A 12,920-nucleotide genomic window follows, 5' to 3' on the forward strand; every position below is an offset into this window, starting at 1 on the left:
AACTAAATATGACCCCGTGGGTCGGATTAGCGCAGCGTCATCCGCCAGGCTCCGTCGGCGGCTCATGGCGGATTACGCGCTGCGCGCTAATCCGCCCTACGAAAAGCACCTCTATCGATAAACACTTCTAATGCACCTCCAACGCGATGACGTTGCGGTCGCTGCCGGGCCGGCGCTGGCCCAGCAAATTGAGCAGGTTGGCCAGTGTGTCCTCGTACCCCTTGGCCGCCTCCGCCTGCCCGGAAAACTGCAGGCGGCCGTTGTTCAGGTTGCCGCGCCCGCTCAGCAGCAGCGGCCCCTTGACCGAGTCGAGCGTCAACGCCGCCTGCTGGCCGCGCCAGTCCAGCGCCAAGGTGTAGCTGCCCAGCGGCCGGATCGGCGCCAGCCGCGACGCCATGTCCGTCATCTCCAGCGTGGTGCGGCCGTTGACGGCGACCTGGCCGTCGCGCAGCGCCAGCTCCAGCGCGGTCCACGACAGGCGCAGGATGCCGCTCGGCGCCAGCGTGTTGAGCGGCGCGCCCAGCCCGGCCAGTCCCTGCGCCGGCAGCAGCAGCGCCGACGGGCTCAATTGCCATTGCGACCAGCCGCCGCGGAAGGTCACCGGCTGCGCCAGCGCCTCGCTGTTGTCCAGTTGCAGGTCGACCATGCCGACCAGCGCCAGCGGCGAGATGCGCCAGCTGAAACGCCCCGGCAGCAACGGCGTGACCGGCTTGTTGCCGCCGGCCGCGCCGCCGATGAAGGCCGAACCGCGCCACAGCGTACCCTGCGCGTCGCCCAAGGTCAAACGGCCGCCGGTGCGCTGCTCGACGATCGCCCCCAGCCAGGTGGCCGGAAAGAACACCGCCAGGGTCACGAGCACGCTCAGCGCGATGGTCAGCAACCATAGCACGGCGCGCTTCATGCATGGCCTTTTTGCGCCGCCCGCGCCGTCATCGCGCGCCCTGGCGCAAGGTCAGGGTGGCGTTGACCATGCCGGCCGTGTCCTGCGCGGTGAAATTGGCATCCTGGACGGCGATGCGGCTTTCGTTGCGCACGGCGTCGAGCCAGACGACGATGCCGGCGAACGGCACGTTGTTGAACTGCACCTTGGCGTATTCGCCGGTGATGTTGATCGACTGCGGCGTCAGGCCGCGCGCGGTCAGGCCGGCGCTCAGGCTGTCGCGCGTCATCGGCGTCGGCTCGATGGTGTTCTGGCCGCGCAGCGCGGCCGCCTCCAGCGCCATCGCCTGCAGCTCGGCGGCTTGCTGGCGCAGCACCGGCAGCTCCTTGCCGAGTTTCTCGCGGCCCTCGAGCGCCGGCGACAGCAGCACGCCGTAGAACAGGCCCAGCGCGACGACGGCGCCGCCGATGGCCAGCAGCCGGCGCTCCTGCTCGGTGCGCGCCAGCCAGAAGGCGGACGCGCGGGCGCGGTAGTCCTGTATCGTTTGATCGAGTTTGCTCATGCCGGTGTGCCCATCATTGTGCTCAGTGTTCCATTCATGGTTTCGGCGCGCCGGCGGCGACGCGGATTTGCCAGGTGCCGGGATTGGCCTCCGACAATTCGAGCCGGCGCGCCTGCAGCGCGGCGCGGATCTGCGCCATCGCGGCGGCGTCGACGGTATTAGGTTTGACCTTGACCTGAAGAGCGCGTTCCCTATAATCGAGCGAGGCGATCACTTCGCGCTGCGGCAACACGCTGAGCGCCTCGGCCAGGTTGGCGCTCATGGCCAGGAAGCCGTCCGGCGCGGCCTGGCCGTCGTCGGCCTTGGCCAGCGAAATGTTCTTGCGCATCTGCGCGGCCGGATCGAGGATCACGGTTTCTTTCGGATAGGCCGCCTTGAAGGTTTGCATCATGGCCAGGCGCACCTCGTTGGCTTCGCGCTTGAGGCGCATCCACTCGACGTTGAGGCCGACCACGTTGACCAGCAGCGCCAGCGCGGCGATGCGCAGCGGCCAGCGCCAGCGCCGCCATTCGCGCGCCGAGGCGCCGGCCGCGCCCAGCGCCGGCGCCAGGTCCAGGCCGGCCGAGCGCGACGCCGCCACCCAGTGCTGCCAATGGTCCTCGGCCAGGCTGATGCCGTGCGGCGCGGCGGGGCCGGCCATCAGCGGCTCGAATTGCTTCGTTTGCTCCGGCGACAAATACAAGGTGACCGGCTCGTCGCCGGCCATCGCGCGCAAGGTCTGCAACGCCGCCAGCGGCTCGCCCGGCAGCGCCAGGCCCATGCCGTCGTACTGCGAGCGGCGCAGGATCAGCTCGTAGCCGGCGTCGCCCAGGCTGAGCGCGGCCGACACCGATCCCGGCTGGAACGGCAGGCACAGCTGCATCGGCAGCACCGAGACGCTGTGCGCGCCCTGCGCCAGCAGCGCCTTGACCAGCACCTCGAGCCAGGCGCGCTGCACCACGGCCACGGTGCGCACGCCGTCGGCGTCGGGCGCGCCGGCGGCCAGCACGCAGTCGGCGGTGTCGCCCAGCACTTGTTCCTCGACCAGCGACGGCAGCGCCGCCTTCAGGCGCGCGGCCGACAGCGGCGGCGCCGTCACGCGCAGCAAGGTCGTGTCCGACGCGGCCAGCATCAGCACCACGCGGCGCGCGGCGGCGATCAGCTCGGCCAGGTTGCCCAGCGGCGACGTGCCCTGCCGCTCCAGATGGCCGCCGTCGCCCACCAGCGCGAACGGGCAGGTCTGGGCCGCGCCGCTGTCGACGCTGGCCTTGGCCGGATAGCGGATAAATAATGTACTCAAAAGGTCTCGCTTTCGTTGATCACTGCTTTGCTCGTTTTCCTGCTGCGCTAGTTTTCCCGTATCCACACCACCGTGGTCAGGCCGGTGGGCGCGCGCGACAGCAGCGACACCGTGTCCAGCGCCGCGCGGTCCAGCTTGACCTGGCTGAAGGCCAGGAAATAGTCGCTGCGCACATCCACCGGCACCGCCGTCTGGCGCTGCGCCGCGCCCATCTGCGGCTGCTGCGTGAAATCGGCCATCTGCCGATAAAACGCGCCCTTGCGGGTATTGACCATGGCCGCCGCGTCGCCCAGCGACAGGCCGGGCACCAGCGCCGCGATCAGCTCGGCCGGCGCGGTGTTGACGTTGACCTTGGTCGGCTGCGGCAGCACGATGATGAACTCGCGCAGCCGCTCGATCGCCCGCGGCGTAAAGCCGCTGACCGCCAGCAAATCCTCCACCCGGATGAAACCCATCGGCTCGACGCTGCCCGCCGCCGGCACGGCGCCCGGCGGCGCGCCGGTGCCGGTGCCGGTGCCGGTTCCGGTGCCGCTGCCCGTGCCGCCCGTGCCGGTGGTGGCACCAGTGCCTGAACCAGTGCCGGTGCCGGTCCCGGGTGCGACCCCGGGCTGCTGGACCGGTTGCGTCATCGCCACCTGCATCGCCACCTGCTGCGCCAGATTCGTATCTAATTGCAGATTTGTCAAGAGGCGCTGTAATACACCGATCTGCGCCTTGTCGGGAACCCGGCCCGTGGCCAGGTTCGTGAGATTGTAGCGCGACTGCGCATCGACGATCTTGCCCGACAAGGTGGCGTTGAAATCCTCGCCCTCCTGGCGCTCGCGTTCGACGTAATCGTCGAGCCGCGTTTCTTCCAGCGGCGTCGACCAGATGCCGTTCAGGCGCGTGTACAGCTGCGAATCGAGGAAGTCCTGGAACAGGATCAGGCGGCTCAAATCGAGCGCGCCGCGCACGATCCAGCGCGTTTGCAGTTGCAGCCGCTGGTTTTCCATCGAGCGCACCTGCACCTGCTGCTGCCAGAACAGGCTGGCGACGATGGTCACCGCCAACGTGGTCAGCAACAGCGCCGTGATGACCGCCACGCCGCGCTGGCGGCGGCGCGGTTGCCGGCCCGGCTTGCGGCCCGGCCGCGTCACAGCGCCCCCAGCAGGAAAGATTTAACCATCGGCACTTCCTGGCCCTGCAATGCCAGCGACACTTCCAGCCCGGTCGGCGTCGGCGAGTTGGTCGCGCCGCCGGTCGTCAGGCCGGCCGCCGGGCGCCATTCGGTATTGATCCAGTAACGCGCGTTCATCGCCAGCACGTCCGATTGCAGCGCCACGCTGGCGGCGGTGTCGGTGTCGTTGAGCGCGGCCTGCCACAGCGTATCGAGTTGCAGCAGATCGCGCGTGGCGTTCGATTCGCGCCGCGTCAGCACGCCGTCGCGCACGCGGTAGGTCACCACCTGCAGCCGGGTCGGCTCGTTTTCCGCCATCACCACGCGCACGATGGTCAGGCGGTCGTTATCGGCCAGCATGTAGGGACGGTTGTTGAGCAGCGTGGTCGGGGCCAGGTTGGCGCAATCGCTCTGCAACTGCGCGAACGCCAGCTGCAGGCCGCGCGTCTGCTCCATCTTTTCGGTCAGCGAGGCGCGCGAACGGATGATGCCGTCCAGGCCGCGCCAGCCCAGCACGGCGACGATGGCCAGGATGGAAATGGCCACCAGCAGTTCGATCAGCGTAAAGCCGCCGCGGCGGCGCCCGGCCCGCATGCGCGTCATGAATTCAACACCAGTTGGACCAGCTTGATGATGCGGCGTTCCGGCTGCGCCTGGTCGTAGACGCTGACCTCGACCCGGCGGAAGCGCGGATTCGGGCTGGCGATGACTTCTTCCTGGCACATCAGTTTCATGTCGCCTTGCGGGCATTCGTAGGTTTGCTTGCCGACCGCCGGGAATGTCTTGGACAAACGCAGTTGCACCAGCCGGTTCTCGGCCGACCAGGTCGCCATCATGGCGCCGCGCAGGCCGTTGCTGTTCTGGGTCAGGCTGCCGACCGCGCGCAAGGAGGCGCCCAGCGCGGTGCCGACGATGACCAGCGCCACCAGCACTTCGAGCAGGGTGAAGCCTTGGGTTTTTTGTGGGCGCATGGCGGTCTTCATCAATCCACCGTGAAATGGCCGATGCCGTCGGCGCGGATGGCGACGCTGCTGCCGCCGCCGGTCATGGTCAGCACGAACGGCTTGTCGACCGGTTCGCGGCCGAAGATGATGCGCAGGTTCTCGTTCTGCACGTTGGGCGGCGGGTCGAGCATCAACGTCACCGGGCCGTGCTTGAACTCGCGCTCGCGCAGCAGGTCGTCCTGCACCGCCAGATCCCATTGCTTGTCGTTGCGGATCAGGAAGCGGTAGCCGTCCGAGCCGGCCTCGAAGGCGATCTGGCGGTTGCGCACGATGGCCTCGTCGCGCGCCAGCTGCAGCAGCAGCGCGATACGCTGGGCGTCCTGCAGCATCGATTGCTTCTGGCCGGGCATGGCGCTGAGCGAGACGATGCCCAGCGTGATGCCCAGGATGACCATCACCACCAGCAATTCAATCAGCGTGAAGCCCTGGCCCGGCCGGCGCGCGGCGCGCATGTTCGGCGATCTCCGTGCGGTCAGTTGTCCCAGGAGCCGATGTCGGCGTCGTCGCCGGTGCCGCCGGGGGCGCCGTCGGCGCCCAGCGAGTACACGTCGATCTCGCCTTTGATGCCTGGCGACAGGTATTGGTAAGGCGCGCCCCACGGGTCTTTCGGCATCTTTTCCAGATAGCCGCCGGTCTTCCAGCCGTTGGCGGCGGGGCCGCTGGTCGGCTTGGTCAACAGCGCCTGCAGGCCCTGCTCCGTGGTCGGATAGCGCTGGTTGTCCAGCTTGTAGAGCTTGAGCGCCTGCATGACGGTGGCGATGTCGACCTTGGCGGCCGCCACTTTCGATTCACCGGTGCGGCTCAGCAGCTTGGGCACGACCAGCGCCGCCAGCACACCCATGATGACCACCACCACCATGATTTCGATCAGCGTGAAACCGCGCGCGGCGCGACGTTGAGGTGTTGCGTTTTTCATAATTTACTACCAAATTAAAGTGAGAGCAGAGTATAAGGCCGAAAGTGCGCAATCAGAGCGAGCAAGGCAGTGATTTTTGCGCCTTCGGGCTTAAACGCGCCTTAATAACCGGCGCTCTTTACCATATCTTTACCGCGCGTCACCGGCTTGTAATTTGCTTGTAACCTAATGGTCATCAGCTTGTCATGCCGGCGGCGTTCAGTCGTGCTTGCGCGCGCTGGCCTCGACGCGGTTGCGGGCGCCGTCGTTGCCGCCGCCGGCCTCGGCCACCGACTGCAAGGCCTTCGCCACTTGCGGCGCCTCCTTGATGAACGGCGCGATGCCCAGCGCGGCGTCGATCTCGCTCGGGTAGACCACATAGCCGCGCGTGACCACCGCCGACACCTTGCGCACATCCTTGATGTCCTTGGTCGGATCGCCGTCCACCAGCACCAGGTCGGCCAGCTTGCCCGGCGTGATGCTGCCGCGGTCGTTGCTGGTGCGGGTGTAGCGGGCGCCGTTGCGCGTGGCCACCTGCAGCGCCTGGGCCGGCGTCAGCCCGGCCTTGACCAGCAGCGCCAGCTCCGAGTGCAAGGTGAAGCCGGCGATGTCGTCGGTGCCGGCGACGATCGGCACGCCGGCGCGGTACATGACGCCGACGAACTGGACCATCTTGGCGTACGACTTCTCGTAGCGCTTGAGCTGCTCGGCGCCGTCGATCTTCATGGTGCCGACGGCGAAACCGCGCGCCACGTCGGGCGGCATGTTGGCGGCGAAGTCGGCGTACGGCTCGTTGACGTCGCCGTCGCGCTGCTTGAGGAAGGCGAACGCCGACATCGTCGGGTCGATGGCGATTTGCTTCTTGGCCAGCTGGGCGACGAAGTCCTTGACCGGCTTGGAGTTGAAATCAAGATCGGCCACCTTCTCGGCCGGCAGCACGAAGCGGTTCAGGTTGCGCGTTTCGGTGTCCGGTTTGACAAAGAAATTCAGCAGCACCTGGTTGATGTGCTGGATCTCGTCGTAGCCGGCGTCGAGCGCCTGCTGCGCGCGCAGGCCGGCCGGCACGTGGCCGGAGACGCGCATGCCGCGCGCATGGGCGTAGGCGACGGTGTCCTTCAGGATGTCTTTCGGGAAGGAGTTGTAGATCTTGAGCTGCGGATAGCCGCGCTGCGCGTACCAGTCGATCGCGTCCTTGGCGCCCCGCAAGTCCTTGACGGTGAAGCCGCCGCTGGCGCTGTACTGGCTCTCGCCCTCGAGGAAGCCGGCCGGCACCACCTGCGGTCCGAGCAGCTTGCCGTCGGTGGTTTCGTCGAGCATGGCCTGCAGCTGGGCGTTGTCGTTGCCCATGTCGCGCACGCTGGTGACGCCGGTCGAGATGTTGAGCGCGCCGGACCAGCGGTCGACGTGGCCGTGCATGTCGAACAGGCCCGGCAGCACGATGCGGCCGCCGGCGTCGATGGTGTTGGCGACGTCGCGCGCCGGCGAGCCGGCCGGCTGCACCGAGGTGATGCGGCCGCGCAGGATGTAGATGTCGGATGGCGCGCCGACGGTGGCCTTGTCGCTGTCGAACACGCGAGCGTTCTTGACCAACGTCAGGCCCGGCAGCGGATGCTGCAATTTGACGGCGACATCGGCCAACATCTTGCTCTCGGCAACCTTCTGGCGCTTGGCCAGTTCCGGAATGACGTTTTCCCAGCCCTCCTCCAACGCGTTCATGAAGCCGGGAATGATGACGGCGAACAGGCGCGGCTTGTCGCCGGTGGTGGCCCACATGAACGCCGGCGACAGGCCGATGCCGGTTTGCGCCAGCAGCTGCACGGTTTGTTTCTGGCCGGTGGCGCTGGTGATGTCCAGCGTGTCGAGCTTGGTCTGCGACAAGGTGCCCGACGGCAGCAGCGGCAGTTTGGCGTCCGGCGCCGCGGCCAGCGCGGTGATGGCGGCGGACATCACCTCGAAGGAGCTGTTGAGCGGCACATAGGCGGCCGGGCCGGCGATGGTTTTCTTGCCCTGCTCGGAGGTCGATTTCCACTCGGCCTGGTCGCCCTTGCGCTCGAAGCGGTCGTCGACCACGGCGCCGAAGGTGGAATTGCCCTTGACCGTGTACTCGGTCATGGTGCCGTCGGCGCCGACGCGGAATTGTTCGGTCAGCTCGGGGCCGCGGCCGTTGTTCTTGTAGATGAAACGCACCTTGGTCAGGCCGTCGTCCTGCTTCTCGACCACCTGCTCGCCCATCTGCTTGCCGGCTTCGGTGTAGATCAGATACTTGGTGGTGGTGGCGGCCTGCGCGCCGAAAGCGGCGGCCAGTGCCAGCGGGAGTACGGCGAGTCGTTTCTTCAGCAAGGTCTTCTCCTGGTGGTGGACGGTGATGTTTTTGTTTTATTTGGGTGCGCAGACCGGACAGGCGTCGTTGCGGCCGACGCCGATGCTGGTCCATTCCATGTTCAGGCCGTCGAGCATCAGCAGGCGTCCGGCCAGCGAGCGGCCCACGCCCATCAGCAGCTTGAGCGCCTCGGCCGCCTGCATGGCGCCGACCACGCCCACCAGCGGCGCGAACACACCCATCGTGGAGCAAGCGACGTCCTCGAATTTCTGGTCCTGCGGAAACAGGCAGGAGTAGCAGGGATTGCCGGCCGCGCGCGGATCGAACACGCTGATCTGGCCGTCGAAGCGGATCACCGCGCCCGACACCAGCGGCTTGCCCAGCGCCACGCAGGCGCGGTTGACGGCATGGCGGGTGGCGAAGTTGTCGGTGCAGTCGAGCACGACGTCGGCGGCGGCCACCAGCTCGGCCAGGCGGGCGTCGTCGGCCCGCTCGGTGAGCGCGCTGACGACGATGCCGGGATTGATCTGCTGCAAGGTGACGCGCGCCGAGTCGGCCTTGGGCTGGCCGACGCGCGCGGTGGTGTGGGCGATCTGGCGCTGCAGGTTGGTCAGGTCGACGGTGTCGTCGTCGACCAAGGTGATGTGGCCGACGCCGGCCGACGCCAGGTACAGCGCCGCCGGCGAGCCGAGGCCGCCGGCGCCGATCACCAGCGCGTGCGCGGCCAGCAGCTTTTGCTGGCCTTCGATGCCGATTTCGTCGAGCAGGATGTGGCGCGAGTAGCGCAGCAGTTGCGAATCGTCCATGGTCTCAACCGGCGGCCCGGCCGCCTTTTTCGGGGTTATTCAGTTATTCGGCGGCTGGCTGTTTCGCGGCTGGCTTGTCGCCGGCCTTGGATTTGGCTTCGGGCTTGTTCAGCGGCCGATGCACCGGCTTGGTGGATGGCTTGGCGTCCGCGGGCTTGGCGTCGGACTTCACGTCCGGCTTGACGTCGGGGGCGCTATCGGACTTGATCTCGCCGACCGCGTCGCCACCGGCCGTCGCTCCCGGCTCCACCTTCGACAGTTTGACCGGCAAACCCTTGAAGTGGTTCAGCGCCTGCGCCAGCTGGAAGTCGTCCTTGGTGCCGAATTCCACCGGCTTGGCTTTCTTCGCCAGCGAGGCCATGCGCTGCGCGTCCTCCAGGCCGTCACGCTGCGCGTTCAGGGCTTTTTGCGCGATGCTCTCGCCTTCCGGGTCCTTGTCGTTGCCCAGGTGCTTTTGCAGGTCGGCTTCGCGCATGCGCAGGCTGTTCAAGCCGTCGCCGTCGGCGGTTTCGTCGACCATCAGGTCGGGCACGATGCCGCGCGCCTGGATCGAGCGGTTTTGCGGCGTGTAGTAGCGCGCCGTGGTCAGCTTGACGGCGGTGTCGGCGGTGAGCTGGCGCAAGGTCTGCACCGAGCCCTTGCCGAAGGTTTGCGTGCCCATGATAGTGGCGCGCTTGTAATCCTGCAACGCGCCGGCGACGATTTCCGACGCCGAGGCCGAACCGGCGTTGACCAGCACCACCATCGGCACGTCCTTCAGGCCGGCCGGCAGCTTGGCCAGCGGGTCGGACTTGGCGCGCGGCGCGTAGAACTCGGGACGGCCGTAGAAGGTTTCCTTGGACGATGGCAGCTGGCCGTTGGTCGAGACGATCACCGAATCCTTGGGCAGGAAGGCGGCCGAGACGCCGATCGCGCCCGGCACCAGGCCGCCCGGATCGTTGCGCAGGTCCAGCACCAGGCCCTTGATGTGCGGGTCTTGCGCGTACAGCGCGGTGATCTGCCTGGCCATGTCGTCCAGGGTCGGTTCCTGGAACTGCGAGATGCGCACCCAGGCGTAGCCCGGCTCGACGATCTTGGTCTTGACGCTTTGCACGCGGATTTCCTCGCGTGTGATGGTCATGACCAGCGGCTTGTCCTCGTCCTTGCGGCTGATGGTGACGGCCACCTTGGAGCCGGGTTCGCCGCGCATCTTCTTGACGCTGTCGTCGAGCGACATGCCCTTGATCGGCGTGCCGTCGATGCGGGTGATCAGGTCGCCGGTCTTGATGCCGGCCTTGAAGGCGGGCGTGTCCTCGATCGGCGAGACGACCTTGATGTAGCCGTCCTCGAGGCCGACCTCGACGCCGATGCCGACGAACTTGCCGGCGACCGTCTCGCGCATTTCGCGGAAGGCTTTCTTGTCCAGGTAGACCGAGTGCGGGTCGAGCGAGGACACCATGCCGGAAATGGCGTCGGTGACGAGTTTCTTGTCGTCGACGTTTTCAACGTAGTCGGTCTTGATCAGGCCGAACACGTCCGACAGCTGGCGCAATTCCTCCAGCGGCAACGGGGTGCCGCCGGCTTTCTGCGCGATGGCGGGGAACTGCAACGAGGCGGTGACGCCGGCGATGGCGCCGAGTCCGATCAAAGCGATGCTCTTAAACTTGTTGCCCATTATCTCCGCGAACCTTAAAACTTGACCCAACCAGCCGGATCGAATGCCGTGCCCTGATGGCGAAGCTCGAAGTATAGCCCTGATTCCTCGTTGCCGCCGCTATTGCCCGCGCTCGCTATCGGGTCGCCCGCCTTGACGATGTCGCCGGCCCGTTTGAGCAAGGATTGATTATTACCGTAAATACTCATGTACTGGCCGCCGTGGTCGACGATGATCAGGTTGCCGAAGCCGCGCAGCCATTCGGCGAACACCACCCGTCCGCCGGCGACGGCGCGCACGTCGGCGCCCTCGGCGGCGCGGATGAAGACGCCTTTCCAGCTCGGGCCCTGGCCGCGCTTGGTGCCGAAGCGGGCCGCGATCTGGCCACTGACCGGCGCCCGCAGCTGGCCCTTGAGGCTGGCGAAGGCGCCGGCCGGCGCCGCCGGGGCGAGCGCGATGTCAGCCGCGCGGGCCGGCGGCCGCACCGGTTCCTCGACTGGAGCCGGCGCCGGCTCGGGCTTGAGCGCCACTTTGGGTTCGTCGGCGTCGATCGGGTCGGGCTTGGCCGGCACCGGCGGCTTGGCCGGCGGCACCGGCTTGATGGTGCCGGACTTGTTGGCGTTGGCCTTGGCCAGGCGCTCGCGTTCGGCCTGCGCGGCGGCGGCGGCCTTGGCGCGCGCCTGCGCCTGGGCCAGCTGCTGCGCCTTTTTCTCGGCGTCGGCCTTGGCCTTGGCGGCGGCGCGGGCGGCCGCCAGTTGTTCCTGGCGCTTCTTCTCGGCGGCGGCGGCGATCGCCTGCTCCTCGATCAGTTTGTTCAGTTTGTCGACCAGGCCGCTGATGCGCTGCTCGTCGCGCTCGACGTTGCCCGCTTCCTTGCGCTGGGCCACCAGCTTTTGCGACAAGGTCGACAGCAAGGCGGCGCGGCGCGTCTTTTCCTGTTCCAGCTTGGCTTTTTGCTGCAATTGTTCCTGCGCGATCTCGGCCAGCTCGTCGTTGGCGTTTTGCGCCTCGGCCTGGTTTTCCTCGACCGCCTTGAGGTTGGCGCGCAGCGCGTCGAGCAGCCGGGCCTGCGCCTGCGACACGTAGGCCATCATCTGCAGGTCGCGGTTGATGCGGTTGGGGTTGTCCCCGGACAGCAATAACTTGATGCGGTCTTCATTGCCGGCGACATAGTGCTCGCGCAGCAGCTTGGCCAGCTGCTGTTTCTGCAGCGCGACCGTGGCCGTCAAGCGCTCGCGCTCGGCCGTCAGTTGCTGCAGCTTGGTGTGGGTGTCGCCCAGCTCCTGCTGCAGGTCGCGCAGCGCGCGGTTGGCGTCCGAAATCGCCTGTTCCGACTCGGCCAAGGTGTCGGCCGCGTCGTCCTTGGCGCTTTCGGTCTTGCTGATGTCCTTCTTGAGCGCCGACAGCTTTTGCTGCAGGCCGGCGCGCTCGGCCTCGGCCAGCGCCTTCTGCTTGCTGCGCTCGGTGGGCTTGCCGGAACGGGCGCCCTGGGCGTGGGCGCCCAAAGACGTTATCAACAGCAAGGCCGCGCCGGTGACGGCAGCGGCTTTGCGCCAAGCTCTAAATGAAGAATGAGACAAATTACTTGGCCTTGCCCTGGTTGGCGACGGCCGCCTGGGCCGCGGCGATGGCGTCGGCGTCGCCGAGGTAGTAGTGGCGGATCGGCTTGAGGTCGGCGTCGAGCTCGTACACCAGCGGCTGGCCATTGGGGATGTTGAGGCCGACGATGTCGTTGTCGCTGATGCCGTCGAGCATCTTAATCAGCGCGCGCAGGCTATTGCCGTGGGCCGAGATGATGATCTTCTTGCCGGCGCGGATGGCCGGGGCGATTTCCTCGTCCCAGGCCGGCATCACGCGCGCCACGGTGTCCTTCAGGCATTCGGTGAGCGGGATCTGCGACTTGTCCAGGCCGGCGTAGCGCGGATCGTTGAACGAGGCGCGGTCGTCGTTCTCGTCCAGCGGCGGCGGCGGCGTGTCGTAGCTGCGGCGCCATACCAGCACTTGCTCGTCGCCGTACTTGGCGGCGGTCTCGCCCTTGTCGAGGCCCTGCAGCGCGCCGTAGTGGCGTTCGTTCAGGCGCCAGTCGTTCTTGATCGGCAGGTACATCATATCCATCTCGTCGAGCGACAGCCACAGGGTGCGGATCGCGCGCTTCAGCACCGACGTGTACGCCAGGTCGAAGGTGTAGCCCGATTCCTTGAGCACCTTGCCGGCGGCCTTGGCTTCGGCCACGCCTTTTTCGGTCAGATCGACGTCGGTCCAGCCGGTGAAACGGTTCGACAGGTTCCAGGTGGATTCGCCATGGCGCATGAATACGATTTTATACATGTGAACAATCTTCAAAAAAGGAGTGAATCGGAGGGATTACCAGTGCTTTAAGAACTC

The 12,920-nt window shown here is 67.0% G+C and carries 13 protein-coding genes; all 13 read right to left on the reverse strand.

What is annotated here, in order from left to right; genetic code table 11:
* Positions 1-127 precede the first annotated feature (127 nt).
* Entirely contained in the window at positions 128-901 is a 774-nt protein-coding gene (locus JOD97_RS17690; protein ID WP_209720857.1) for a type II secretion system protein N, read from the reverse strand.
* 28 nt (positions 902-929) lie between these two features.
* Positions 930-1,442, reverse strand: coding sequence for a type II secretion system protein GspM (gspM, locus tag JOD97_RS17695; RefSeq protein WP_209720859.1), 513 nt, complete (start codon positions 1,440-1,442; stop codon positions 930-932).
* Positions 1,443-1,476: 34 nt separating this feature from the next.
* A complete protein-coding gene (gene gspL, locus JOD97_RS17700; RefSeq protein ID WP_209720862.1) occupies positions 1,477-2,721 on the reverse strand; it encodes a type II secretion system protein GspL in 1,245 nt (414 codons plus the stop codon).
* A 47-nt stretch (positions 2,722-2,768) separates the two neighbouring features.
* Entirely contained in the window at positions 2,769-3,857 is a 1,089-nt protein-coding gene (gspK, locus tag JOD97_RS17705) for a type II secretion system minor pseudopilin GspK (RefSeq protein WP_209720865.1), read from the reverse strand.
* The gene (locus tag JOD97_RS17710) at positions 3,854-4,480 is read right to left on the reverse strand and encodes a type II secretion system protein J (RefSeq protein WP_209720868.1); all 627 of its coding nucleotides are present in this window, start codon (positions 4,478-4,480) and stop codon (positions 3,854-3,856) included. Before JOD97_RS17710 ends, gspK begins: the two co-directional genes overlap by 4 nt.
* Positions 4,477-4,848 carry a type II secretion system minor pseudopilin GspI gene (gene gspI / locus JOD97_RS17715; protein ID WP_209720870.1) on the reverse strand — a complete coding sequence of 124 codons (372 nt, stop codon included), beginning with the start codon at positions 4,846-4,848 and terminating at the stop codon, positions 4,477-4,479. Before gspI ends, JOD97_RS17710 begins: the two co-directional genes overlap by 4 nt.
* 11 nt (positions 4,849-4,859) lie before the next feature.
* On the reverse strand, positions 4,860-5,333 hold the full coding sequence (locus JOD97_RS17720) for a GspH/FimT family pseudopilin (protein ID WP_209720873.1): 474 nt from the start codon (positions 5,331-5,333) through the stop codon (positions 4,860-4,862).
* Between the two features lie 20 nt (positions 5,334-5,353).
* The gene (gspG, locus tag JOD97_RS17725; protein ID WP_209720876.1) at positions 5,354-5,797 is read right to left on the reverse strand and encodes a type II secretion system major pseudopilin GspG; all 444 of its coding nucleotides are present in this window, start codon (positions 5,795-5,797) and stop codon (positions 5,354-5,356) included.
* Positions 5,798-5,995: 198 nt separating this feature from the next.
* Positions 5,996-8,116 (reverse strand): amidohydrolase family protein, encoded by a 2,121-nt coding sequence (locus JOD97_RS17730; protein ID WP_209720880.1) that lies wholly within the window; start codon positions 8,114-8,116, stop codon positions 5,996-5,998.
* Positions 8,117-8,152: 36 nt separating this feature from the next.
* Positions 8,153-8,902, reverse strand: coding sequence for a HesA/MoeB/ThiF family protein (locus JOD97_RS17735; protein ID WP_209720883.1), 750 nt, complete (start codon positions 8,900-8,902; stop codon positions 8,153-8,155).
* Positions 8,903-8,945: 43 nt separating this feature from the next.
* Entirely contained in the window at positions 8,946-10,556 is a 1,611-nt protein-coding gene (locus JOD97_RS17740; protein ID WP_209720886.1) for a S41 family peptidase, read from the reverse strand.
* 14 nt (positions 10,557-10,570) lie between these two features.
* On the reverse strand, positions 10,571-12,055 hold the full coding sequence (locus JOD97_RS17745; protein WP_373999902.1) for a murein hydrolase activator EnvC: 1,485 nt from the start codon (positions 12,053-12,055) through the stop codon (positions 10,571-10,573).
* A gap of 61 nt (positions 12,056-12,116) precedes the next feature.
* Complete coding sequence (gene gpmA / locus JOD97_RS17750; RefSeq protein WP_209720888.1) at positions 12,117-12,863, reverse strand: 2,3-diphosphoglycerate-dependent phosphoglycerate mutase; 747 nt, start codon at positions 12,861-12,863, stop codon at positions 12,117-12,119.
* Positions 12,864-12,920 lie beyond the last annotated feature (57 nt).

This window comes from Duganella sp. 1411, from assembly GCF_017833525.1.
Classification (GTDB): Bacteria; Pseudomonadota; Gammaproteobacteria; order Burkholderiales; family Burkholderiaceae_D; genus Rugamonas.

What these genes read in the sequence shown, in the direction of transcription:
- JOD97_RS17690 (WP_209720857.1), bottom strand. Translation starts at nt 901, where the DNA reads ATGAAGCGCGCCGTGCTATGGTTGCTGACCATCGCGCTGAGCGTGCTC.
- gspM (WP_209720859.1), bottom strand. Translation starts at nt 1,442, where the DNA reads ATGAGCAAACTCGATCAAACGATACAGGACTACCGCGCCCGCGCGTCC.
- JOD97_RS17710 (WP_209720868.1), bottom strand. Translation starts at nt 4,480, where the DNA reads ATGACGCGCATGCGGGCCGGGCGCCGCCGCGGCGGCTTTACGCTGATC.
- gspI (WP_209720870.1), bottom strand. Translation starts at nt 4,848, where the DNA reads ATGCGCCCACAAAAAACCCAAGGCTTCACCCTGCTCGAAGTGCTGGTG.
- JOD97_RS17720 (WP_209720873.1), bottom strand. Translation starts at nt 5,333, where the DNA reads ATGCGCGCCGCGCGCCGGCCGGGCCAGGGCTTCACGCTGATTGAATTG.
- gspG (WP_209720876.1), bottom strand. Translation starts at nt 5,797, where the DNA reads ATGAAAAACGCAACACCTCAACGTCGCGCCGCGCGCGGTTTCACGCTG.
- JOD97_RS17735 (WP_209720883.1), bottom strand. Translation starts at nt 8,902, where the DNA reads ATGGACGATTCGCAACTGCTGCGCTACTCGCGCCACATCCTGCTCGAC.
- JOD97_RS17740 (WP_209720886.1), bottom strand. Translation starts at nt 10,556, where the DNA reads ATGGGCAACAAGTTTAAGAGCATCGCTTTGATCGGACTCGGCGCCATC.
- gpmA (WP_209720888.1), bottom strand. Translation starts at nt 12,863, where the DNA reads ATGTATAAAATCGTATTCATGCGCCATGGCGAATCCACCTGGAACCTG.